Source organism: Roseiarcus sp. (assembly GCF_049514155.1).
GTDB lineage: Bacteria > Pseudomonadota > Alphaproteobacteria > Rhizobiales > Beijerinckiaceae > Roseiarcus.
This window is the reverse complement of sequence record NZ_JBEKVH010000009.1, coordinates 24,760-45,292: the sequence shown is the minus strand read 5'-3', so window position 1 is coordinate 45,292 and position 20,533 is coordinate 24,760. Positions and strand designations below refer to the sequence as shown.

General features: G+C 65.4%; 19 protein-coding genes and 2 tRNA genes. 9 read left to right on the top strand and 12 right to left on the bottom strand.

Features of this window, described 5'->3' with window-relative positions; translation table 11 throughout:
• The 8 genes from ABSF49_RS02505 to gatC all read right to left on the bottom strand — a co-directional run.
• A partial coding sequence (locus ABSF49_RS02505; RefSeq protein WP_424111050.1) for a hypothetical protein occupies positions 1-366 on the bottom strand: 366 nt, incomplete at its 3' end.
• 558 nt (positions 367-924) lie between these two features.
• Positions 925-1,018 (bottom strand) — tRNA-Ser (locus ABSF49_RS02500).
• 352 nt (positions 1,019-1,370) lie between these two features.
• Positions 1,371-1,652, bottom strand: a complete 282-nt coding sequence (locus tag ABSF49_RS02495; protein WP_424111049.1) for a hypothetical protein — start codon at positions 1,650-1,652, stop codon at positions 1,371-1,373.
• A gap of 557 nt (positions 1,653-2,209) precedes the next feature.
• Entirely contained in the window at positions 2,210-3,691 is a 1,482-nt protein-coding gene (gene gatB, locus ABSF49_RS02490) for an Asp-tRNA(Asn)/Glu-tRNA(Gln) amidotransferase subunit GatB (RefSeq protein ID WP_424111048.1), read from the bottom strand.
• 22 nt (positions 3,692-3,713) lie between these two features.
• Positions 3,714-4,130, bottom strand: coding sequence for a type II toxin-antitoxin system VapC family toxin (locus ABSF49_RS02485; protein ID WP_424111047.1), 417 nt, complete (start codon positions 4,128-4,130; stop codon positions 3,714-3,716).
• Positions 4,123-4,542 (bottom strand): DUF7662 domain-containing protein, encoded by a 420-nt coding sequence (locus ABSF49_RS02480; protein WP_424111046.1) that lies wholly within the window; start codon positions 4,540-4,542, stop codon positions 4,123-4,125. Before ABSF49_RS02480 ends, ABSF49_RS02485 begins: the two co-directional genes overlap by 8 nt.
• A gap of 116 nt (positions 4,543-4,658) precedes the next feature.
• Positions 4,659-6,191 (bottom strand): Asp-tRNA(Asn)/Glu-tRNA(Gln) amidotransferase subunit GatA, encoded by a 1,533-nt coding sequence (gene gatA, locus ABSF49_RS02475; protein WP_424111045.1) that lies wholly within the window; start codon positions 6,189-6,191, stop codon positions 4,659-4,661.
• Between the two features lie 31 nt (positions 6,192-6,222).
• On the bottom strand, positions 6,223-6,510 hold the full coding sequence (gatC, locus tag ABSF49_RS02470; RefSeq protein ID WP_424111044.1) for an Asp-tRNA(Asn)/Glu-tRNA(Gln) amidotransferase subunit GatC: 288 nt from the start codon (positions 6,508-6,510) through the stop codon (positions 6,223-6,225).
• Positions 6,511-6,644: 134 nt separating this feature from the next.
• Between gatC and ruvX the strand changes: the two genes are divergently transcribed.
• The gene (ruvX, locus tag ABSF49_RS02465) at positions 6,645-7,133 is read left to right on the top strand and encodes a Holliday junction resolvase RuvX (RefSeq protein WP_424111043.1); all 489 of its coding nucleotides are present in this window, start codon (positions 6,645-6,647) and stop codon (positions 7,131-7,133) included.
• A gap of 103 nt (positions 7,134-7,236) precedes the next feature.
• The gene (locus ABSF49_RS02460; RefSeq protein WP_424111042.1) at positions 7,237-7,512 is read left to right on the top strand and encodes a hypothetical protein; all 276 of its coding nucleotides are present in this window, start codon (positions 7,237-7,239) and stop codon (positions 7,510-7,512) included.
• Between the two features lie 132 nt (positions 7,513-7,644).
• Here ABSF49_RS02460 and dprA read toward each other — a convergent pair whose 3' ends face one another.
• The 3 genes from dprA to pyrC are packed head-to-tail and all read right to left on the bottom strand — an operon-like array spanning position 7,645 to position 10,762.
• Positions 7,645-8,829 carry a DNA-processing protein DprA gene (gene dprA, locus ABSF49_RS02455; RefSeq protein ID WP_424111041.1) on the bottom strand — a complete coding sequence of 395 codons (1,185 nt, stop codon included), beginning with the start codon at positions 8,827-8,829 and terminating at the stop codon, positions 7,645-7,647.
• 2 nt (positions 8,830-8,831) lie between these two features.
• Positions 8,832-9,428 carry a glycerol-3-phosphate 1-O-acyltransferase PlsY gene (gene plsY, locus ABSF49_RS02450; RefSeq protein WP_424111040.1) on the bottom strand — a complete coding sequence of 199 codons (597 nt, stop codon included), beginning with the start codon at positions 9,426-9,428 and terminating at the stop codon, positions 8,832-8,834.
• 41 nt (positions 9,429-9,469) lie between these two features.
• Positions 9,470-10,762: a dihydroorotase gene (gene pyrC / locus ABSF49_RS02445; protein WP_424111039.1), complete on the bottom strand. Its 1,293-nt coding sequence runs from the start codon at positions 10,760-10,762 to the stop codon at positions 9,470-9,472.
• A 181-nt stretch (positions 10,763-10,943) separates the two neighbouring features.
• Here pyrC and ABSF49_RS02440 point away from each other — a divergent pair.
• Positions 10,944-11,020, top strand: a tRNA-Arg gene (locus ABSF49_RS02440).
• A gap of 627 nt (positions 11,021-11,647) precedes the next feature.
• On the opposite strand, the gene ABSF49_RS02435 is transcribed toward ABSF49_RS02440, so the two are convergent.
• A complete protein-coding gene (locus ABSF49_RS02435; RefSeq protein ID WP_424111038.1) occupies positions 11,648-12,460 on the bottom strand; it encodes a GntR family transcriptional regulator in 813 nt (270 codons plus the stop codon).
• A gap of 189 nt (positions 12,461-12,649) precedes the next feature.
• Between ABSF49_RS02435 and ABSF49_RS02430 the strand changes: the two genes are divergently transcribed.
• The 6 genes from ABSF49_RS02430 (at position 12,650) to ABSF49_RS02405 (ending at position 20,441) form a co-directional block, all read left to right on the top strand.
• Positions 12,650-13,762 carry a sugar ABC transporter substrate-binding protein gene (locus ABSF49_RS02430; RefSeq protein ID WP_424111037.1) on the top strand — a complete coding sequence of 371 codons (1,113 nt, stop codon included), beginning with the start codon at positions 12,650-12,652 and terminating at the stop codon, positions 13,760-13,762.
• An 89-nt stretch (positions 13,763-13,851) separates the two neighbouring features.
• Positions 13,852-15,414: a sugar ABC transporter ATP-binding protein gene (locus ABSF49_RS02425; protein ID WP_424111036.1), complete on the top strand. Its 1,563-nt coding sequence runs from the start codon at positions 13,852-13,854 to the stop codon at positions 15,412-15,414.
• An 11-nt stretch (positions 15,415-15,425) separates the two neighbouring features.
• Positions 15,426-17,522, top strand: coding sequence for an ABC transporter permease (locus ABSF49_RS02420; protein WP_424111035.1), 2,097 nt, complete (start codon positions 15,426-15,428; stop codon positions 17,520-17,522).
• A 64-nt stretch (positions 17,523-17,586) separates the two neighbouring features.
• On the top strand, positions 17,587-18,549 hold the full coding sequence (locus ABSF49_RS02415) for a 3-hydroxyacyl-CoA dehydrogenase (RefSeq protein WP_424111034.1): 963 nt from the start codon (positions 17,587-17,589) through the stop codon (positions 18,547-18,549).
• 18 nt (positions 18,550-18,567) lie between these two features.
• A complete protein-coding gene (gene kce / locus ABSF49_RS02410; RefSeq protein ID WP_424111033.1) occupies positions 18,568-19,500 on the top strand; it encodes a 3,5-dioxohexanoate:acetyl-CoA acetone transferase in 933 nt (310 codons plus the stop codon).
• Between the two features lie 62 nt (positions 19,501-19,562).
• Positions 19,563-20,441, top strand: a complete 879-nt coding sequence (locus ABSF49_RS02405) for an SMP-30/gluconolactonase/LRE family protein (RefSeq protein ID WP_424111032.1) — start codon at positions 19,563-19,565, stop codon at positions 20,439-20,441.
• Positions 20,442-20,533: the final 92 nt, after the last annotated feature.

The window sequence follows — 20,533 nt, the reverse complement described above, 5'->3', positions numbered from 1 at the left end:
GTAGTCTCTCCACTCGAAAACTTGCGGTGTGGCCTCGTGCACGAAGGCGGCGCGCGCCGCGGCCAGAAGGTCCGATGGCCTGACTTCTAAGCACGGCGGCATCAAGCGACAAATCTGTCTGAGCTTGACCGCTTCTGAGGCGGGATCGTGATTGATGGCGGCCGCCCGCAACTCGGCCTCCCTTTCCCATTCCCCCTCACAGACGTCGAACGCGGCCTTGGCAACTTCGGCGGCGGCCTCACCGCGCTGGCGCGAATAGCGAAAAAGAGCCTCACCACTGCATTTATTCGCCTGCTCGGCTGCGTCATTTGCAACCTGATACTCATCGGCGCCGTTTTGCGATTGTGCCGCCTGCGCGAGCAGCATCAGCAGCGGGACAGCCAGTGCAGCAACCCTAAGGAGCGCGCGACCAGCCTTCGAGCCAACTCCGAGCAACCGACGTCCGGTCTGTCGGACCAAGCTTCCCATGGTCGATTGCCTCTTGGCCGTCAGCTTCGCCATCCCGGCAGTGGCAGCAGTTGGGCTTGATCCCGCCCAACGCCTCTGACTATCGGGGAAGCGGTTTGCTCAAGGAGTTGATGTGGGCTTGGACGTGCCGTGCAAGCTCAACTTTGTCGGCGTCGGGAAGCCTATCGAACGCCTCCGCTGTCAATTGTACGCCGCCGCTCTTGATTAGCGACCAAGCGGGCAGGCGTCCGTAGGCCAGCCCAGAGATTTCATAATCCTTGCCGCCGACGTTCACTAGCATTGCCAAACCCCGCGGTTCGAAGAGCCTGTCAGACTACCACACTCCACGAAGGCGTCGCGTTCGGCAGTTGAATGCGAGAGAGCACGACGCCGGCGCGCGACTTGTGGACCGAACTGTGGATCGGTCTCGGGCCTCGCGGCTAAGCTATTGAAGTAAAATCAGAATTCGGCGCAGGCTGGCGGAGACGGAGGGATTCGAACCCTCGATAGGGCTTTACAACCCTATAACGGTTTAGCAAACCGCCGCCTTCAGCCTCTCGGCCACATCTCCGCGGCAGCGCCGGGCGCTGTGGCGGACATATGCCCGACGGCCCCGGCCATTGCAAGAGCCGCGGGGCCGCGGCCGATCCGCCGGCGCGCGAACGACGAAGCCCGGGAGAAGGGCGCGGTCGTCGACAGCAAAAAAAGGAAAGCGCCGCTCGACTCGAGTCGGCAAACGACAAGGCGCCCAAACGGCGGCGGCCTCTGGTCGGAATCGACAATGCGCCATCGCCGCGCTTCGGCGCGAAGCCTCAGCGACGCCCGATGGCGGGACGGCGCCTATGGGTCGAGCTGGCTGATCAGACAGGGCGAAAACGCCGCACGCCGAATCTGATCAGCCGATGCTCGTCAGAGCGACCGCGTCACGGAGCGACGGGAGTCTCGGTCGGGGCCGCCGGAGGCGGTATGACCTTCTTGCGTTTTGCTGGGGCCTTGCGGGCCTTCTTCGCGGCGGATTTCTTGGTCGCCTTGCGGGCGCCCTTTTTGGCGGCCTTGCGGGCGCCCTTCTTCACTGCGGCCTTCCGCGTGGCCTTCTTGGCGACGACCTTGCGCGCGCCCTTCTTGGCGGCGGTCTTTCTGGTCGCCTTGCGGGCGGTTTTCTTCGCGGCGGTTTTCTTCGCCGGTTTCCTAGCAGCTTTCGCCATAGTGTTGCGTCCCTCTTGATCACTCCCCGCCCACGCAACGTCGCGCGCGCGATGGAAGAACGCTGAAGAAATTAGCTGTGAATTTCCGCAGAGCAAGCGAAGCGACGGCGAGCGACGACGCGAATCGCGCGTGCCTATCGAATTATCGCACGGGCGCCCGCTCTGTGCGGCGCTCGGCGAACACGCGCCGCAGCGAGCGTCGACGCCGGTCGCGACTTCATCGCGAGACCGCCGCGACGCGCGCGCGAGCGCTGCGCCCGCATGCGCCGCATTGCGTGGGTGGCATTGTTTTCTGCGTATCTCCGAGAACAGACGCTGAGGCGGCGCACGCCGCGTCGAGCCGTCGTGGGCGCGCCTTGCTTCGTCGCGCGGCGTCGCCGAATGCGCGTGAAGCGTCGGCGCCGCGTTCCAGAATGATGCACGAGAAAGGCGAATCGCGATCGAATTTTTCTTGGTGACGAGCGTCAGATTCTTGTCGCACGCACGTTGGATTCGCGAACGCGCGGCGACCCGATTCGCGCGAATCAGTCATCGCGACCGATTCGCAGCGCGCTCTCTCACAGCCCCAAGCGCGTTTTCAACACGTCGCTGACAGCCTGCGGATTGGCCTTGCCGCCGGTCGCTTTCATCACTTGGCCGACGAACCAGCCGAGCATGCCGGGCTTGCCCTTCGCCTGCTCCGCCTTGTCGGGATTGGCGGCGATCACGGCTTCGACCGCACGCTCGATCGCGCCCGCGTCGGTCACCTGGCGCAGGCCGCGAGCCTCGACCAAAGCGCGCGGGTCGGCGCCCTTGTCGGGCCCGAGCAGCATGACGAGCAGGTCCTTGGCGATCTTGCCGGAGATGACGCCTTCGCCGATCAGGTCGACCAGCGTCGCCAGCGCGGCGCTGCCGAGCCCGGCCTCGGAGACCGGCAGATTCTGGGCGTTTGCGGAGGCCGACAGGTCGCCCATGATCCAGTTGGCGACCGCCTTGGGGTCGCGCGCCGCGCCGCCGTGCTTGACCGCCGCCTCGAAGAAATCGGCGGTCTCGCGGTCGGCGACGAGCACGGTCGCGTCATAGGGGGAGAGCCCATACGCGGCCAGGAAGCGCGCCTTCTTGGCGTCCGGCAGCTCGGGCAGATCGGCGGCGAGCGCGTCGATCCACGCCTGGTCGATCTCGAGCGGCAGCAGGTCCGGGTCGGGGAAATAGCGGTAGTCGTGCGCCTCTTCCTTCGAGCGCATCGAGCGCGTCTCGCCGCGGACGGGATCGAACAGGCGCGTCTCCTGCCCGATGACGCCGCCATCCTCGATGACCGCGATCTGACGGCGCGCTTCGACTTCGATCGCCTGGCCGATGAAGCGGATCGAGTTGACGTTCTTGATCTCGCAGCGGGTGCCGAGCGGCTCGCCGGGGCGGCGGACCGAGACGTTGACGTCGGCGCGCAGGTTGCCCTTCTCCATGTCGCCGTCGCTGGAGCCGACGTAACGCAGCACGCTGCGCAGCTTGCCGACATAGGCCCTGGCCTCCTCGGCCGAGCGCAGGTCGGGCTTGGAGACGATCTCCATCAGCGCCACGCCGGAGCGATTGAGGTCGACGAAGCTCATCGTCGGCGACTGGTCGTGCAGCGACTTGCCGGCGTCCTGCTCGAGGTGCAGGCGCTCGACCCCGACCCGGATCGAATGCTCGGGCGTGAGGTCGACCTGGATCTCGCCCTCGCCGACGATCGGGCTCTTGTACTGCGAGATCTGATAGCCCTGCGGCAGATCGGGGTAGAAGTAGTTCTTGCGGTCGAAGATCGAGCGGCGGTTGATCTTCGCCTTCAGCGCCAAGCCGGTGCGCACCGCCTGGGCGACGCATTCGCGGTTGATCACCGGCAGCATGCCCGGCATCGCCGCGTCGACCAGCGAAACGTGGGCGTTGGGCGCGCCGCCGAATTCGGTCGAGGCGCCGGAGAAGAGCTTGGCGCGCGAGTTGACTTGGGCATGAACCTCGAGGCCGATGACGACCTCCCATTCGCCCGTCGCGCCCTTGATCAGCTTCGCACCGGTTTCCGCCATCTCCGCCTCTCTCTCACGATCCTCAGCACGCCAGCGCCCGACAATACCCGGATTCGGCGTAAGCCAGCAGCCGTCGGTCGCGCGTGACGACGCGCAGATCGTATTCGCGCGCCGTCGCTGCGATGATGCGGTCAGCCGGGTCGGTCGGCGTGTCACCCGGCAGGAACGAAGAAGCGATCAGGATGCTCGGCGGCAACTCCGCCAGGCGAAGTCCGGGGGCGCCTAGCAGCCGGTCGAACCATTTGTCCGGCGACATCCGCAAGCTGATGCGCCGCCGCGCCGCCAGCATTCCAACCTCCCAGGCGGAGATCGGCGAAACGTAAACCGGAGCGTCCGCCAGGAGCGCGGCCGTGATCGCCTCTTGCGCTTCCTTGGCGATGGGTTCGTCGTTCGCGACCCAGATGATGGCGCACGTGTCGAGCAACAGCGGATCAGCCATCGGCGACGCGCCTCGCCCAGTCTGGATCCGCCGGTTCGGTCAAGTCGCCCGTCGAGACCACGGTTCCACGCAACCAGCCGAACAGACCGAGCTTGGGCGCGGCGGAAAAATTGGACTGGGGGCTCTCCGCGAAGGTCGCAGACGACGGAATCGGCGCCACGCGCCGAAACACAAGCTTCCGTCCTTCGAGGTCGACCTGCTCGCTCTGGAAGCCGGCCTCGAGCCAAGCCTTGGTCATCATGTTGTTGTTCGGGTTGTTGCTCCACCAGGCTCGATGCGCGCACGCAGAGGGCGGCAGTTTCGTTCTCAGTACGCGCTCGACCTCGGCGAAACTCATCGCCACACGGTTGGCGCGCTGCGTCCGCAGATGCAAAGTCAAAGGTCGGTACTTCGACGACGAAACGGCGCTCACACGTCCTCTCCCCCATTCGCGGGAACGGGGAGATGTATAGTGTGTGTTAGTGTTAGTGTCAATCGTGTGTCTTCGCTGCGCTCGGATTCGGTCCGCGGCCGCTCGCGCCGCTCGCCTCAGCCCCACCACGGCTCGGGGAAGGGCGCGCGTCCCGCCGCTTCCTCGATCGCGTGGCCGAGCGAGAACAAGGTCTCTTCGTCGAACGGCCGGCCGATCAGCTGCAGGCCGAGCGGCAGGCCTTCGGCCGACTTGCCCGCCGCGGCGACGAGCCCCGGCAGGCCGGCCATGTTGACCGTCACGGTGAAGACGTCGTTGAGGTACATTTCGACCGGGTCGGCCGAGACCTTCTCGCCGATGCCGAAGGCGGGCGACGGCGTCGCCGGCGTCAGGATCGCGTCGACGCCGTCGGCGAACGCGGTCTCGAAATCGCGCTTGATCAGCGTGCGAATCTTCTGCGCCCGCACGTAATAGGCGTCGTAGTAGCCGGCCGACAGCACGTAGGTGCCGATCATCAGGCGCCGCCGCACTTCGGCGCCGAAACCCTTGGCGCGGGTGTTCTCGTAGAGCTCGAGGATGTCGGCGCCCGGCTCGCGCAGGCCGTAGCGCACGCCGTCGTAGCGGGCGAGGTTGCTCGAGGCCTCCGCCGGCGCGACGATGTAATAAGCGGGCAGCGCGTGGCGCGTGTTGGGCAGCGAGACGTCGACGACCTTCGCCCCCGCCGCGCTGAGCCATTCGGCCCCGCGCCGCCACAGCGCCTCGATCTCCGGGTTCATGCCGTCGAGCCGATATTCGCGCGGAATGCCGATCGTCAGGCCCTTGATCGAGGCGCCGATCGCCGCTTCGTAGTTCGGCACGGGGCGGTCGACGCAGGTCGAATCCTTGGGGTCGTGACCGGCCATCGAGGTGAGCATGATCGCGCAGTCGCGCACGGTGCGGGCGAGCGGCCCGGCCTGATCGAGCGAAGACGCGAAGGCGACGATGCCCCAGCGCGAACAGCGGCCGTAAGTCGGCTTGATCCCCGCCGTTCCGGTGACGGCGGCGGGCTGGCGGATCGAGCCGCCGGTGTCGGTCGCCGTCGCGGCGAGGCACAGTCGCGCCGCCACCGCCGCCGCCGAGCCGCCCGACGAGCCGCCGGGTATGAGCAGGCCGCGCTTGTCGCCGGCGAGCGCGGCGCGCGCCTTCTCGGCGCTCCAGTTGGGCGGCAACCAGGGCGAGGCGACCGGGCCGTAGTAGGAGGTCTCGTTCGACGAGCCCATGGCGAACTCGTCCATGTTGAGCTTGCCGAGCATCACCGCGCCGTCGCGCCACAGATGGGCGGTGACCGTCGATTCATAAGTCGGCTTGAAGCCGTCGAGGATGTGGCTGCACGCCTGGGTGTGGACGCCCTTGGTGGCGTAGAGGTCCTTGATGCCGATCGGCAGGCCTTCGAGCGGACCGGCGTCGCCGGCGGCGAGTTTGGCGTCGCTCGCTTTCGCCATCGCCAGCGCCCGTTCCGGCGTCTGAACGATGAAGGCGTTGAGACCCTTGGCGCGCGCGATCGCCTGCAGATGGGCTTCCGTCAGCTCGCGCGAGGAAAAGCGCTTCGCTTTGAGCCCGTCGCGGGCTTCGGCGAGCGTCAGGGAGGTGAGGTCGGACAATTCGGTTTCCATCTCAGGCAGGCGAGGCGGCTGAAGCGCTTCGTCATTCGACGACCTTGGGGACGACGAAGAAGCCGTCCTCGGCGAGCGGCGCATTGGCGAGCACTTGCGGCTCGATCTCGCCGTCGGTGACGACGTCCTCGCGCATCGGCAGCTTCATCGGCGTGACCGAGGTCATCGGCTCGACGCCGGTCACGTCCACCGCTTCCAGCGCCTCGACGAAAGTGAGGATCGCGTTGAGCTCGCCTTGCAGCGCGGGGGCTTCCGCGTCGCTGATGGCGATGTGGGCGAGACGCGCAATGCGGCGGACGGTGGCGAGATCGACGGGCATCGCAACTCCACGAGGCGCGCCGAACCCAGGCGGGCCATGGTCCTCTTACATCGCGTGTTTCGGCGTGGCAACGCGCGGTCGAGCCGCAATTCGGCCTTTGGCGGCGCGCGCGCGCCGTGCTAGCGCAGGCGGCGATGTCGTCGACGCCCCTCTCGATTGATGCGCTCGCCGAGCGCCTGCCCGCCAAGGCGCGGCTGATTGGCGTCGATCTCGGGACCAAGACGATCGGACTCGCGCTTTCCGACGTCGAACGGCGCGTTGCGACGCCGCTCGGCGTGGTGAAACGGACCCGCTTCGCCAAGGACGCCGAAGCGCTGAGCGCGCGCATCCGCGAGTTCGACGCCTTCGCGCTGGTCGTCGGCTTGCCGCTCAACATGGACGGCGGCGCCGGCCCGCGCGTTCAGGCGACGCGCGCGTTCCTGCGCAATTTCGCCCGCCTCGATTCGATTCCGGTCATCTTTTGGGACGAGCGCCTGTCGACCGCGGCGGTCGAGCGCGCGCTCATCGCCAACGACGTCTCGCGCGCGCGCCGCGCCGCCGTCGTCGACCAGATGGCCGCCGCCTATATCCTGCAGGGGGCGCTCGACCGTCTCGCCGGGCTCGCCCGCCTGCCCCCCGCGTGACGTCAGCGTTACAGGGCTGGATTTCGCCACAGAGTAGGCCTTGCGGCGCGATACACGCTATGAGAGTATCCGATCGGGACTCTCCTTGCGGGAGGAGCGGACAATGAGCGATCGCGGCGTCGCGACGCGGCGGCACGATGTGCGGCGTCGTGTCGGAGAACAGGCTTTCGCGCCGGGGCGTGAAAGCCGAACGAGCGGCGGCGCTGACGCGCCGGCGGTCGCCCTCTATATCGCCGATATGACGGCGCAGCTCGAATCGATGGCGACGGCGGCCGGTCTCGATCTCCTCGCCTATTTTCTGGCGATGGCGCGCGCCGAAAGCGAGGCGGCGTCGCGCGAGGGCGCTGGCGCGGCCAGCGAAGACGCGCCGTCAGGCTAAGCGGACGACCATCGTCGAGCGCGGCGACATGCTCTGTGGGCGCGGCCAAAGCGCAAGGGGACGCCGCGTCGCTCGGAACGTCGGCGTTTGTCGGCGCAACGACGCCGGGGGCAGCCGATGTCGTCGGGCGCCCTAATCCCGCTCCCGCCCGGTGAGCAGCGCAACCCGATCGCCGCCGCTATGCTCGATTCGCCCGGCGAGTTCGAGTTCGATCAGGGCGGCGCGGACCGAACGCACATCGGCGCCCGCCGCGCGCGCGAGGTCGTCGATCGACACCGGCGCAGGGCCGAGCAGGGCGGCGATGCGCGCGCCGACCGACATTTCGCCGATTTCGACCCGTTCGGCGGAGGCGGGTTCCTCGGCCTCGGCCGGCTCGTCGAGCCACAGATCGTCGCTGGGGCGCGGCTCCTCCATGCGGCCGAGGGAAGCGCGCGCGCGCAACGGCTCGAGCGCGGCGAGCGCGTCTTCGACGCGCGCGCATAGGGTCGCGCCGTCGCGCAGGAGGTCGTTGGTTCCTTCGGCGCGCGGATCGAGCGGCGAACCGGGCGCGGCGAGCACCTCGCGGCCCTGCTCGGCGGCGAGGCGGGCGGTGATCAGCGAGCCGGAGCCGCGCGCCGCCTCGACGATGATCACGCCGAGCGCGAGGCCGGAGACGATGCGGTTGCGGCGCGGAAAGTCGCGCCCGCGCGGCTCCCATGCGAGCGGCGCCTCCGAGACGATCGCCCCGTTTTCGGCGATGCGCGGCAACAGCGGCGCGGCTTCGGGCGGGTAGGGCTTGGAATGGCCGCCGGCGAGCACGGCGACGGTGCCGGTCTCGAGCGCGGCGACATGGGCGCGCTGGTCGATCCCGCGCGCCAGGCCGGAGACGACGACGTAGCCCGCCTGGCCGAGCCCGCGCGCGAGACGATCGGCGAAGGCAAGGCCGGCGGCCGAAGCGTTGCGCGAACCGACGATGGCGACCGACGGCTGCTGCAAGGCTTCCTCGCGGCCGCGCAACGCGAGCAGCGGCGGCGCGGCGTCGATATGTCGCAGCGCGGGCGGATAGTCCGGTTCGCAATAGGCGATGAAGCGGACGCCGAGCCTCAGCGACTCTTCGATCTCGCGCTCGATCTCGTCGACGCCGGCGACGCGGATCGGCCGGCCGGCGCCGCCGCGCCGCGCGAGATCGGGCAGGGCGGCGATCGCCGCCGCCGCGCCGCCGCAGCGGTCGAGCAGCGCGCGGAAGGTGCGCGGGCCGACGTTTTCGCTGCGGATCAGCCGCAGCCAGTCGAAACGTTCGTCGTCGCTGAGACGCGTCTCGACCAGCCGCGCGGCCATGGTCACCCTTTCTTGCCGATCTTGGTCTCGGTTCCCGCCAGCAGCCGCGCGATGTTGGCGCTGTGGCGAACCCACAGCAGCGCCGCCAGCAGGGCGAAGACGATTGCGGCTGGTTGATAGCCAAACGCGAGCATCACGGCTGGGGTCGCCGCACTCGCCGCCAGCGCTGCGGCCGACGAGTAGCGGGTCATTGCCGCGACGGCCAGCCAGACGACCGCAAATCCGAGCGCGGCTTGCCAACAAATGAAGATCGAGCCGCCAAGGAACGTGGCGACGCCCTTGCCGCCTCGGAAGCGCAGCCAGACCGGATAGAGATGGCCGAAGAAGGCGCCTGCGGCGCCGGCGAGCATGGTCGGCTCGCCAAACAGATTGTACGCCGCGACCGTCGCCGCCGTCGCCTTCAGCGCGTCGAGGACAAGGGTCGCGGCGGCGAGGTCCTTGCGGCCGGTGCGCAGCACGTTGGTCGCGCCGATGTTGCCCGAGCCGATCGCGCGCAAATCCCCGGCGCCGGCGAAGCGCGTCAGGATCAGACCGAAAGGAATCGAGCCGAACAGGTAGCCGAGGATGAGGGCGTAAAGATCGGCGAGGGACAGCGTCATGCGCAAGGCGCCGGGCAAAACCACGAGAAGCGGGCGAGAGCCTATTCGTGCGCGACGCGTCCGGCAACCAGCGTCATCTTGACCTTGCCGTCGAGCCGCGCCTCGTCGAAGGGCGTATTGCGGCAGTGCGAGTGCAGCGTCGCCGGATCGAGCACATAGGGCGCCTCGGGATCGAAACGGACAAGGTCGGCCGGCGCGCCGAGCTTGAGCCGGCCGCTCGGCAGACCGAGGATCTCCGCCGGCCGGGTCGTCATCGCTCTGAGCAGCCGCGGCAGCGATATGCGACCGGCGGCGACGAGGCGCAGGCTCGCCGACAGCATCGTCTCGACGCCGATCGCTCCGAACGAGGCTTCGCCGAACGGCAGGCGCTTGGTCTCGACGTCCTGCGGGTCGTGGTCGGAGACGACGACGTCGATCAGCCCATCGTTCAAGGCCTCGACCAGACCCTCGCGCTCGTCCTCGCCGCGCAGGGGCGGGTTGAGCTTGAGGAAGGTGCGGTAATCGCCGACGTCGTTCTCGTTGAGGGTGAGGTTGTTGATCGACGCGCCGCAGGTGGCCTGCAGGCCGCTCGCGCGGGCGCGCGCCATCGCCTCCAGCGACAGACGGTTGGAGACCAACGCCGCGTGATAGCGCGCGCCGGTCAGCGCGACGAGGCGCAGGTCGCGTTCGAGCACCACCGTCTCGGCTTCGCGCGGAATTCCCGGCAGGCCGAGCCGGCTCGCGCGCTCGCCTTCGGCCATCACGCCCTCGCCGACGAGGTCGCGGTCTTCGCAAGTGTGGATGACCAGCGCGCCGAAATCGCGCGCGTAGGTCAGCGCGCGGCGCATCGTCTGCGCATTGACGACGCTCAGCGGGCCGTCGGAGAAGGCGACGGCGCCGGCCTCGGCGAGCAGGCCGATCTCGGCGATCTCGCGCCCTCCGAGACCCTTGGTCAGCGCCGCGGTCGGCAACACGCGCACCTTGGCGGTGGCGCGGGCGCGGCGCAGGATGAAATCGACCACCGCGGGATCGTCGACCGGCGGATTGGTGTCGGGCCGCGCCACCAGCGTCGTCACCCCGCCCGCCGCCGCGGCGGCGCTGGCGGAGGCGATGGTCTCGCGATGCTCGGCGCCCGGCTCGCCGATGAAGGCGCGCATGTCGATCAGGCCTGGGGCGACGACGTCGCCGCCGCATTCGATGATCAGCGTTTCGGGCGGGACCGCGTCGCGCTTCACCGCGGGGCCGAGCGCGGCGATCTTGCCGTCGACGATCAGCGCGCCGCCGCGCAATTCCTCGAGGCGATCCGGATCAATCAGCCGGGCGTCGAGAAAGGCGATAGGGCGGGGCTGCGGCACGCCAACGGCATTAGCCGCGCCGCGCAGCGCAGGCAAGGGGAACCGACGCCGCGGACGGTCGGCAATGGAGACGCGTGCAGTTCCGCCGCCCTGCCGGCGGCCGTTTCGCTCTTGTCTGGCCAGCCAAAACCGGCTAGAGGGCGCCTCTGCCGCGCGGGGAGCCCTTCCCGCCGTCAAGCAAGCGCCCGTAGCTCAGCTGGATAGAGCACCAGACTACGAATCTGGGGGTCGGGGGTTCGAATCCCTCCGGGCGCGCCACTAAAATCGACGGCTTATTGAAATGTCGGCCCTTCCCTGTTTCCCAAAATCGCGATTGGGAAGCACATGGGAAGCGCCGGCGGGATTTTTCCTGCGCTTGCCCTCGCGCGATCGGCGCGCGACCCGCCAACTCCCGCAGCGCCGGCGCGCCGAACCGAGACGCAACTGTCGCGATCACGCAGACTCGCCCGTCGTTGTGATGATCGACACGTGTCGATCGGGCTGGCCGTGATCCTGTAGCGCCCGTCAGGCGCCGCTGTTCCACAGGCCGGCCAGCACGAGCTTGACAAGGCCGGCGAACGATGCCCGACACCGCGAGACGCCTGCGCCCGTGATGGCGATCAAGCAATTCGTTTTCCCTCGACAGCCCCCCAAGGGGGAACTGAAAACGAGAAGCGGCGTCTCCAAGATTGGGTTCAGAATTTCTCCCGAAAATTGGCCAGCTCAAATATCGGACCGCGGCAAAGGTGAGTCTGCCACGATGTGCGTGGCATACGATCGGCGATTCCATGCACCGCTGCGGTGCGGTCAATTTGGAGAGCTTCGTCAGGCGCTATGGCGGGGCAACGAGAGCAAGGCGAGTCTTGACGGGCGCGCGATTGCCGTCGGGCCAGAAGCGATCCGTTGTCAATCGGCCCGGGGCCCGAACGCCGATCGGCGTCGCAACCTACTGATCGGCTTTACATTGGCGGGATCAACCTTCGGCGCCTGTTCATAGCCCCGCCGGCGGATTGTTTTTTTGTCGTCGTTGACGGCTTTCGGGTAACCCGACAGAACGTCATGCTCCAAAATCAACGCCTCGTACGCTCTGTCAATGTCATTTTGGATTGCGGTTCGCAAATCAGACTTATCGCCTTCCGCCACCGCGTCAAATATCTGCCGATGGAAATAGTTCGAGAGTTCGTAGTTCCTCGATTCACGTAACAAATGCAAATACGGGCTCACCTGCAGCCAGAGAGTTTCTATGATCATAACCATGGTTGGCGATTGCGACTGCCGGTAAAGACACATATGAAAACCGTAGTTCTCTTTGATATAGAGCTTTGAATTACCGGCGGCCTCACTGGCCACGAGTCTAGAAAGGCGTTGCCGGAGCTCCTCGACGAATTTCGAATCCCTGTTTTCGACCGCCCATTCGGCCGCCACCGGTTCAAGCTCCAGGCGGACCTTCCTGAGGTCGTCCAAATGTTCTCGCCTCAGCGGCGGCACTCCGACCGTGCGACCGGAAATGACGGTCACCGCCTCCGCGGCTGAAAGACGCGTCAACGCCTCGCGCACAGGCATCGGGCTGACGCCGAACGCATCCGCCAGGCTGGCCACAGTCATCGATTCGCCCGCCACCAAGCCGCCTTGCAGGATCAAGTCACGTAGCTGCTGGTAGACGCCATTCTTCAGCGTTTCCCGGCGAAGCGGTGCGACAGAGGCTTTCAGGTTTGGCATTCGGCCCTCGGTGCAAATCCGTCGGTTTACCGTTCCGTCGGCTTTCCGTGCCGGTCCGCCCTGTTATATACGGAGCAATTTTTTTTGGAAGGGGGGTATTGATCTTTGATCAAAAGTGTCTCACAAATGCGACCGTGGCGGCTACGGCGGAATGAAACCGCGGGGCGTGAGCCGAAGGAGGAGACTAAAGTGAACAAAGTCATGAAATCGTTGGCGCTCGCAACCGTACTTACCTGTGGGTTTGGCGGTCTTGCGCAAGCCGACGGAAAGTACAAGATCTACTTGTCGATGAGCTACATCGGCAATGACTGGCAGGCCGAAGCTACAAATATGATCAAGGCGCTTGCCGCTTCCAAGGATTACGTTGACAAGGTGGATCTGCAGGTTCAGGTGGCGGGGCCCAGCGCTCAGCGCCAGATCCAGCAGATCAACGCCATGGTTCAGGCGGGCGCGCAAGCGATCATCGTTTATCCCATTTCTCCGACGGCGCTGAACCAGGTCGTCAAGAATGCCTGCGACAAGGGCGTGAAGATCTTCGCCTATGACTCGGGCATCACCGAGCCGTGCGCCTACAACGTTGGAATCGACCAAGTCGACGCCGGCCGAAAGATCGCCCAGTGGCTGGTCGATCAGTTGCATGGCAAGGGCAACGTCGTGATGGTGACGGGCGTGCCAGGCACCTCCGTCGACATCGGGCGCACCAAGGGCGCCAAGGAAGTCTTCGCGAAATATCCGGACATCAAGGTGGTTGGCGAGCTAGTCGGGCAGTGGAGCCAAGCCGTCGCACGCACTGAGATGTCGAAGCTGCTCGCCACCCGCAATTGGGATCAGATTGATGGGCTCTGGGCCCAGGTCGGCTGCTTCACGTTGTCGTCACTTCAGATCGAGGCCGGAATCAAGCCGGACCAGCTGAAGCCTTGCGCCGGCGAGAGCGAGAACGGTAGTCGCATCCAGATGTTGCCAGTGGGCACCGAGGTGGAAGGCATGGACGGCACCTATCGTCCGCTTGGCGTAAAGGGCATCACCTACGCTGCAATGCCGTTCACTGGCGCGTTGGCGCTCAAACTTGCCGTGCAGGCGCTGGAAGGCAAGGACGTGCCACACAACACCGTCGTGCCGCAGGTCTACGTGACGAACGAAACCATCAAGCTCTGCGAGACGGGAAGTTGGACCGAGATGAAGGGCGGCTGCAACGTCTTTAAGCCGTCTATCGTGTCGAATCCCGGCTGGTACGCCCAGATCTTCTATGAGGGTCTTCCGGAAATCGGCCTGAACGCCGCGCTCGTCGGTCAGCCCGAATAACTGAGTCCCGAATACTGAGTCAGATTGGCCGTGGCCGCTCGCGCCACGGCCACATCGACCTCGTGTGTGAGATCTTTGAGAGCAGGGCCATGCCTACAGTGGCGTCATCTGTAGCCATCGAGATCGATGGCGTCTGCAAGGCGTTCGGCGCCACCAAGGCGGTCGACGACGTCAGTTTCTCGATAGCCGCCGGCGCCGTTCACGCTCTGCTTGGCGAGAACGGAGCTGGAAAGTCGACGACGATGAAGCTGCTGTCGGGGCTGATCGAACCAGACAGCGGGACGATTCGCGTCCTGGGGCGGTCGGTTCGGTTGCGTTCGCCACGGGATGCACAACATATCGGCATTCAGACGGCCTTCCAGGAACTGACATTGATCCCAGACCTCACGGTCCTGGAGAACATGCTGATCCCGAGGGCGCCGATCGAATTCTCGGGCATGGTTCGCAAGACGGCGGCCGCGCGCGACATCACGCGGCACTTTGAAGCGATTGGACTCAGCGTCGATCTCCATGCTCTCGCGAGCGATCTCGATCTCGGTGTCCGCCAGAAAGTCGAGATTGCTCGCGCCCTCCACCGCAAGCCGCAGATCCTTCTGCTTGACGAGCCGACCTCGGCGCTTTCGGAGGGCGATGTCGCCTGGCTTGGCGAGATGATCGCCCAGGTCAAGGCGCAAGGCGCAACCGTGCTTTTCATCACGCACCGCATGCAGGAGGTGCGCATGTTCTGTGATCGCCTGACGATTTTGCGCAACGGGCGCCACATCGTCACCGGCGACGTCAAAACCATCAGCGATGACGAGATCGTCGAGAAGATCATCGGGCGCTCCATCGCGCAAACCTACCCACCGCGACCGACCGGCGTTTCGACGTCCCGAATCGAGCCCGTGCTGGAGGTTAGGCGGCTTTGCGCCGGCCCTAAGCTGAAGAACGTCGACCTCGCTCTTCGACCGGGCGAGATCCATGGCGTCGCCGCGCTTCAGGGAATGGGACAGGTATCGCTCTTTCAGGCCTGCTTCGGCGCGACGCCGATCCTATCGGGAGAGTTGAGGGTGGACGGCCGTCCGGTTCATCTTAGCTCTCCCGCTGACGCGTTGCATCGCTCCATCGGGATTGGCCTTCTGCCCGAGGATCGCAAGACGCAGGGTCTTTTCCTGAACCTTGACGGAACCACGAACGTCAGCCTGCCCGTCATCAATCGGTTTTGCCGCCTGGCGCTGCTGAACCTGGCGGCCGAGCGTGAGTCGGCGCGCACCATATTCTCCGCCGTCGGGGTCTCGGATCGGGCGCTGTTCACGCGCGTCAGCGCCTTCTCGGGCGGCAACCAACAGAAGATCGCTGTTGCGAAATGGATCATGGCCGAAAGCCGAATCCTTCTGCTCTTTGATCCCACTCGCGGCATCGACGTCGGCACGAAATCCGAACTCTACGCCCTGATTCGCGACTTCGCCGACGCTGGGGGCGCCGTGCTTCTTCATTCCACCGAGATTCCTGAACTCGTCAATCTCTGCGACAGAGTGTCGGTGCTTTACGACGGCGCGGTGGTGGAGAGCCTGCAGGGGAATGAGATCAACGAAGTGGCCGTGATGCGCGCCGTGCTTGGGAAGGAACGCATCGAAGCCTCTTCGGTCAGTGAAACTGGGTACGGACAGTGAGTCGCGCAGACATGAGCATATCGAACGCCGCCGCGCGGAGCGTCGTCTCATCCTCAGCATCCTGGCGGTCCGTCGGCCGTTCGCTGGGCCGCAGTCGGACGATTCTGGTCGCGATCGGTATTTTCGCGTTGCTCCTCCTGGTGACGGATTGGATCAGTCCCAGTCCGCTCACCTACTTCGACGTGACAAGCGTGGCGAGCGGAGGAACCCCGCTTGCGCTTGCCGCCGTCGGTCAGACGCTGGTCATTCTCACCGGCGGATTCGATCTTTCGGCAGGCGCGGTGGTCTCTCTGATCAATACGGTGCTTGCCACCTGGATGAACGGAGCGGATCCGCAAGCCTCTGTTCTGTTGTGGACCGCCATCGGCATCGCGGTCGGCATGGGCGTGGGAGCGTTCAACGGCTTCTTCATCGGTTTCTTGGGACTACAGCCGATCGTGGTCACCCTGTCGACAATGTTCATCGTCCAAGGCGGAACGCTGCTCGTCATGGAGAAGCCGGGTGGCTTCATCGCTCCCTCCCTGGGCAACTTTTACATGGGCAACGCCATTCCGGGCATCCTGCCAGCCCCGGTGGTGCTGTTGGTTGTGGTGCTGGCGCTCTGGGCTTGGCTCAAGCGCACGCCCTATGGCATCGCCCTCTACGCGGTGGGCAGCGACAGCGGAGCGGCCGCGACCACCGGCATTCGCGCGCCGCGCGTGCTTTTCGCCACCTACGTTCTCGCCGGCGGCGTCTATGGATTGGCCGGCGTGTTCGTGAGCGCTCAGATTGGTTCAGGCGATCCATTGGTCGGCAACTCGCTGATGTTGTCGATCTTCGCGGCGGTCGTCATCGGCGGCACCCGGCTCGGCGGCGGCAAGGGCAGCCCGGTCGGCAGCGTGTTCGGCGCCTTCATCCTGATGATCATCGTCAACATTCTGCTGGGGTTGAACGTCTCGGCCTACTTCGCAACGATCGCAGAAGGCTGCGTGCTGCTCATGGCGGTGTTTCTCGGCTCGTTGTCGCGCGATTCCGTTTTGTACGCTCAGGTCCGCCACGCCGTCGACGTCGTCTGGGCGTACCAGGGCAAGCTTCTGGTTTCGCAGCGCGACCCGACCGATCGACGCCTTGCCTTCGCCGCCCGGCGCGCGTCGGCTGCGCCCGCCGTCGGACCCAGCCCGTCATTCCTGCAAAGACACGCGGAGGTCATCCGTCATTCTGCGCCGGCGTATGTCTGTCTCGTGCTTGTGCTTGTCGTCTCGCAGTTCGTCCTGGGCAACGTCTTCAGCAACTTCAGCTATTGGAATTCGCTGCTCGTCCTTTCGAGCTTCCTCGCGGTGCTGGCGCTGGGGCAAGGGGCGGTCATCCTGACCGGCGGCCTCGACATGTCGCTGCCGTGGAACATCGCGTTCTCGGGCGTTGTGCTAGCGGGACTGGCGCACGGGTCAGACGCAGCCATGTTGTATGCGCTGCCTGTGGCGCTGCTTCTTGGGAGCGCTGTCGGCCTGGTCAATGGCATTGGCGTCGTCATGCTCGGGCTGTCGCCGATCGTGGTGACGCTGGCCATGAATGGCATTCTGGAAGGCGCCGCGATGCTCTACTCCAACGGGACGCCGGCCGGCTATAGTCCGCCCTGGCTGCGGTGGTTCATGACGGGCCATGTCGCGGGAGTGACGCCGGTCGTCGCCTTTCTGGTGTTCTTCATCATCGTCGGCACGCTGCTTCTCGTTCGCACGCCGTTCGGGCGCCGCATCTACGCCGTCGGCAACAGCCTGGAAGCGGCGCGGCTTTCGGGCGTGCCGACGGGGCGGGTGCTAATATCCGTCTATGTCCTTTCTGGTCTCTGCGCGGCGATCGTCGGCGTTCTTCTCACCGCATTCTCGGGTCAGGCCAGCCTGGGAATGGGTGACGACTATTTGCTGCCCTCGATCGCGGTGGTGGTCGTCGGCGGCGCGCTGATTACCGGCGGACGCGGTCACTATCTCGGCATGATCGGAGGAGCCCTGCTGCTGACTGCACTGCAGACGCTGCTTGCCGGCACGACCCTGCCTTACGCCTTCCGGGCCATTCTCTTCGGATGTGTCGTTCTCGTCGCGGTGATTGCGCTTCGCGAGCGCAGAGGTAACTGAGATGGCGGCGCAACAGCGGAATGACGGTGCGACGGCCGTCACGTCGGCAGGGACGAAGAACAGAATGTCAGACAGTTCGCGAACGATTGTTGCGATCGTCGGCAGCGGCCTCGTCGGCCGCGCCTGGGCGATTACCTTTGCCCGCGGCGGCTGCGACGTGCGGCTATGGGACACCGATCCCAGCGCCGCCGAGCGGGCCATTGCTTTCATTGAGTCCGTCGCAGATACTCTGGCGGCAAATGACCTGTTATTCGGTCGCTCCGTTGCGGACGTCCTGTCCAGCGTCACGGCGTGCGAGGAACTGCCGCAGGCATTGGAGGGCGCCGTCTGGGTTCAGGAGTGCGGCCCGGAACGGCTCGAGGTCAAACGCGAGATATTTGGACGCGTCGATAAACTCGCGGCGCCGGCCGCGATTCTCGCCAGCTCGAGTTCGGCGTTGCTGCCGTCGGCAATCTCGGAGGGATTGGAGGGTCGGGAACGCTGCGTTGTCGCGCATCCGATCAATCCTCCTTATCTCGTCCCCGCTGTTGAGCTTGTTCCGGCGCCCTGGACGGCGAAGGCGGTGATGGAGCGGGCTAAGGCCTTCCTCCTCTCGGTCGGCCAGGCGCCGCTCGTGATGAAGCGCGAGCTCGATGGGTTCATAATGAATCGCTTGCAGGGCGCGCTTTTGGAAGAAGCATTTCGACTGGTCGCACACGGCTATGCCGATGCCGACGATGTGGACAGGGGCATTGCCGACGGACTGGCGTTGCGCTGGTCCTTCATGGGACCGTTCGAGACAATCGATCTCAACGCGCCGGGCGGCGTTGCCGACTATGTCGCGCGGTACCAGCCAATGTACGCCGGTCTCTTTGAGGGCATGAAAGAGCGCGTGGACTGGGCAGGACCAGTGCTGTCGAAGGTACTTCAGAGCCGGCGCGCAAGCCTTCCCGAAGAAGGCTTGGCGGCGCGCCAGTTGTGGCGGGATCGACGCCTCATGGCGCTGCGCAGCCACAAGCGCAAGGCCGAACGCGACGTCGGTCGCTGAAGGACGGAACAAATCGCAATGGACACTCCCGGAAAAGTCATCATCAGTTGCGCAGTCACTGGGGCGATCCACACCCCGACCATGTCGCGCTATCTACCGATCACCCCCGACGAGATTGCGACTGCGGCGATCGGGGCGGCGGAAGCGGGGGCCTCGATTCTCCACTTGCATGCCCGCGACCCGCAGACCGGTAAGCCGGACCAGGCGCCGGAAGCTTTCGCCCGTTTCCTGCCGCGGGTGAAACAGGGCACCAACGCGGTGATCAACATCACGACGGGGGGTAGTCCGTACATGAAGGTTGAGGAACGCGCGCAGGCGGCCGCGAGATTTCGACCGGAGCTCGCGTCGCTCAACATGGGATCGATCAACTTCGGGCTCTACCCGCTGGTTAGGCGATACGAAACGTTCAAGTTCGATTGGGAAAAGCCTCACCTCGAAGCCACCAAAGACCTGATCTTCCGCAACTCCTTCAAGGATATCGAGTATATTCTCGAGACCTGCTACGGGAACGGCACGCGCTTCGAGTTCGAGTGTTACGACGTCGCTCATCTCTATAACTTGGCGCATTTTGTCGGCCGGGGTCTCGTTAAGCCGCCCTATTTCGTCCAATGCGTGTTCGGGATTCTCGGTGGAATCGGAACTCACCCCGAGGATGTCCAGCATATGAAACGAACGGCCGACCGGCTGTTCGGCTCGGACTATCGCTGGTCCGTACTCGGCGCCGGAGCGAGTCAACTGCGCATCGCGGCGCAGGCGATGGCCCTTGGAGGCAATGTCCGGGTTGGACTGGAAGACAGTCTTTGGGCCGGCAAGGGCAAGCTCGCCACCTCGAGCGCCGAGCAGGTTGCGATGGCGCGAAAGATCATCGAAGGCCTCGGACTGGAAGTCGCAACTCCCGCCGACGCGCGCGCCATGCTCTCGTTGAAGGGGGGCGACGAGGTCGCCTTCTGAGGAGTCCGCGGCCTCGCCGTGCGAGGCCCCCTGAACGACGTCGTATTGCATAGGAGACCATCATGCGTATCGAAGTAGTTCTGGACGTCAAGACAACCCTGGGGGAAGGACCGCTCTGGGATGTCGTTCAGCAGCGCCTTTACTGGATTGACAGTTTTGACGGTCGCGTGTTCCGTTCTACCGCCGACGGCCGGGAGCTGCGGTGCTGGGATGTCCCCCAGAAGATCGGTTCCATGGCGCTGAGAAAGGATGGCGAGGGAGCGATCCTTTCGCTCGAGCGCGGTTTCTACACGCTCGACTTCAAGACCGGCGAGGTCACGCTGATCCATGATCCGGAGCCAAACTTGCCGCGCAATCGGATCAACGACGGCAAGGTCGATCGGCGCGGCCGGTTCTTCGCCGGGTCCATGGACACGATGGAGGAGAATGCGTCCGGCGCGCTCTACCGCCTCGACCCCGATTTCTCAGTCACCCGGATCGACAGCGGGATGACTTGCTCGAACGGTCCCTGCTTCAGCCCGGACGACAAGACCTTCTATTTCTCCGATACCTGGACCGGCGACATCTGGGCTTACGACTTCGATATCAATACCGGATCCGTCTCGAACCGGCGCGCTTTCGTGATGGCCGACATGAGCGGCGGCGGCGGCACTGACGGCTCGACGGTGGATGCGGAAGGCGCCCTCTGGAACGTTCTCGTCTATGCGGGGCAGATCGTGCGCTACACGGCGGACGGGAAAGTCGACCGCGTCATCGAGATGCCGGTGAAGAAAGTGACGAGCGTGATGTTCGGCGGCCCCAATCTCGACATCCTCTATGTGACTTCCATGGCGAAACCGCCGCTTCCGCGTTTCCCCGGCGACGGGGTTCTCCGCGGCAGTCTGTTCGCCATTCATGATCTCGGCATTCGTGGCGTCGCGGAGCCGCGCTTCGGCGCCTAAAGCGGCGCAACGTCTGCGCGTCCGGCGCCGGCTCTGAGTCGGGGGGCCCGTTCGAGCTTCACCTGAACCTTCGCTCTGCGAGGGTAACGACA

Bases quoted from the DNA above. Each gene is read 5' to 3' on its own strand.
- ABSF49_RS02495 (WP_424111049.1), bottom strand. From the start codon at position 1,652: ATGGCGAAAGCTGCTAGGAAACCGGCGAAGAAAACCGCCGCGAAGAAA.
- gatB (WP_424111048.1), bottom strand. From the start codon at position 3,691: ATGGCGGAAACCGGTGCGAAGCTGATCAAGGGCGCGACGGGCGAATGG.
- ABSF49_RS02485 (WP_424111047.1), bottom strand. From the start codon at position 4,130: ATGGCTGATCCGCTGTTGCTCGACACGTGCGCCATCATCTGGGTCGCG.
- gatA (WP_424111045.1), bottom strand. From the start codon at position 6,191: ATGGAAACCGAATTGTCCGACCTCACCTCCCTGACGCTCGCCGAAGCC.
- gatC (WP_424111044.1), bottom strand. From the start codon at position 6,510: ATGCCCGTCGATCTCGCCACCGTCCGCCGCATTGCGCGTCTCGCCCAC.
- ruvX (WP_424111043.1), top strand. From the start codon at position 6,645: ATGTCGTCGACGCCCCTCTCGATTGATGCGCTCGCCGAGCGCCTGCCC.
- ABSF49_RS02460 (WP_424111042.1), top strand. From the start codon at position 7,237: ATGAGCGATCGCGGCGTCGCGACGCGGCGGCACGATGTGCGGCGTCGT.
- dprA (WP_424111041.1), bottom strand. From the start codon at position 8,829: ATGGCCGCGCGGCTGGTCGAGACGCGTCTCAGCGACGACGAACGTTTC.
- plsY (WP_424111040.1), bottom strand. From the start codon at position 9,428: ATGACGCTGTCCCTCGCCGATCTTTACGCCCTCATCCTCGGCTACCTG.
- ABSF49_RS02435 (WP_424111038.1), bottom strand. From the start codon at position 12,460: ATGCCAAACCTGAAAGCCTCTGTCGCACCGCTTCGCCGGGAAACGCTG.
- ABSF49_RS02425 (WP_424111036.1), top strand. From the start codon at position 13,852: ATGCCTACAGTGGCGTCATCTGTAGCCATCGAGATCGATGGCGTCTGC.
- ABSF49_RS02420 (WP_424111035.1), top strand. From the start codon at position 15,426: ATGAGCATATCGAACGCCGCCGCGCGGAGCGTCGTCTCATCCTCAGCA.
- ABSF49_RS02415 (WP_424111034.1), top strand. From the start codon at position 17,587: ATGTCAGACAGTTCGCGAACGATTGTTGCGATCGTCGGCAGCGGCCTC.
- kce (WP_424111033.1), top strand. From the start codon at position 18,568: ATGGACACTCCCGGAAAAGTCATCATCAGTTGCGCAGTCACTGGGGCG.
- ABSF49_RS02405 (WP_424111032.1), top strand. From the start codon at position 19,563: ATGCGTATCGAAGTAGTTCTGGACGTCAAGACAACCCTGGGGGAAGGA.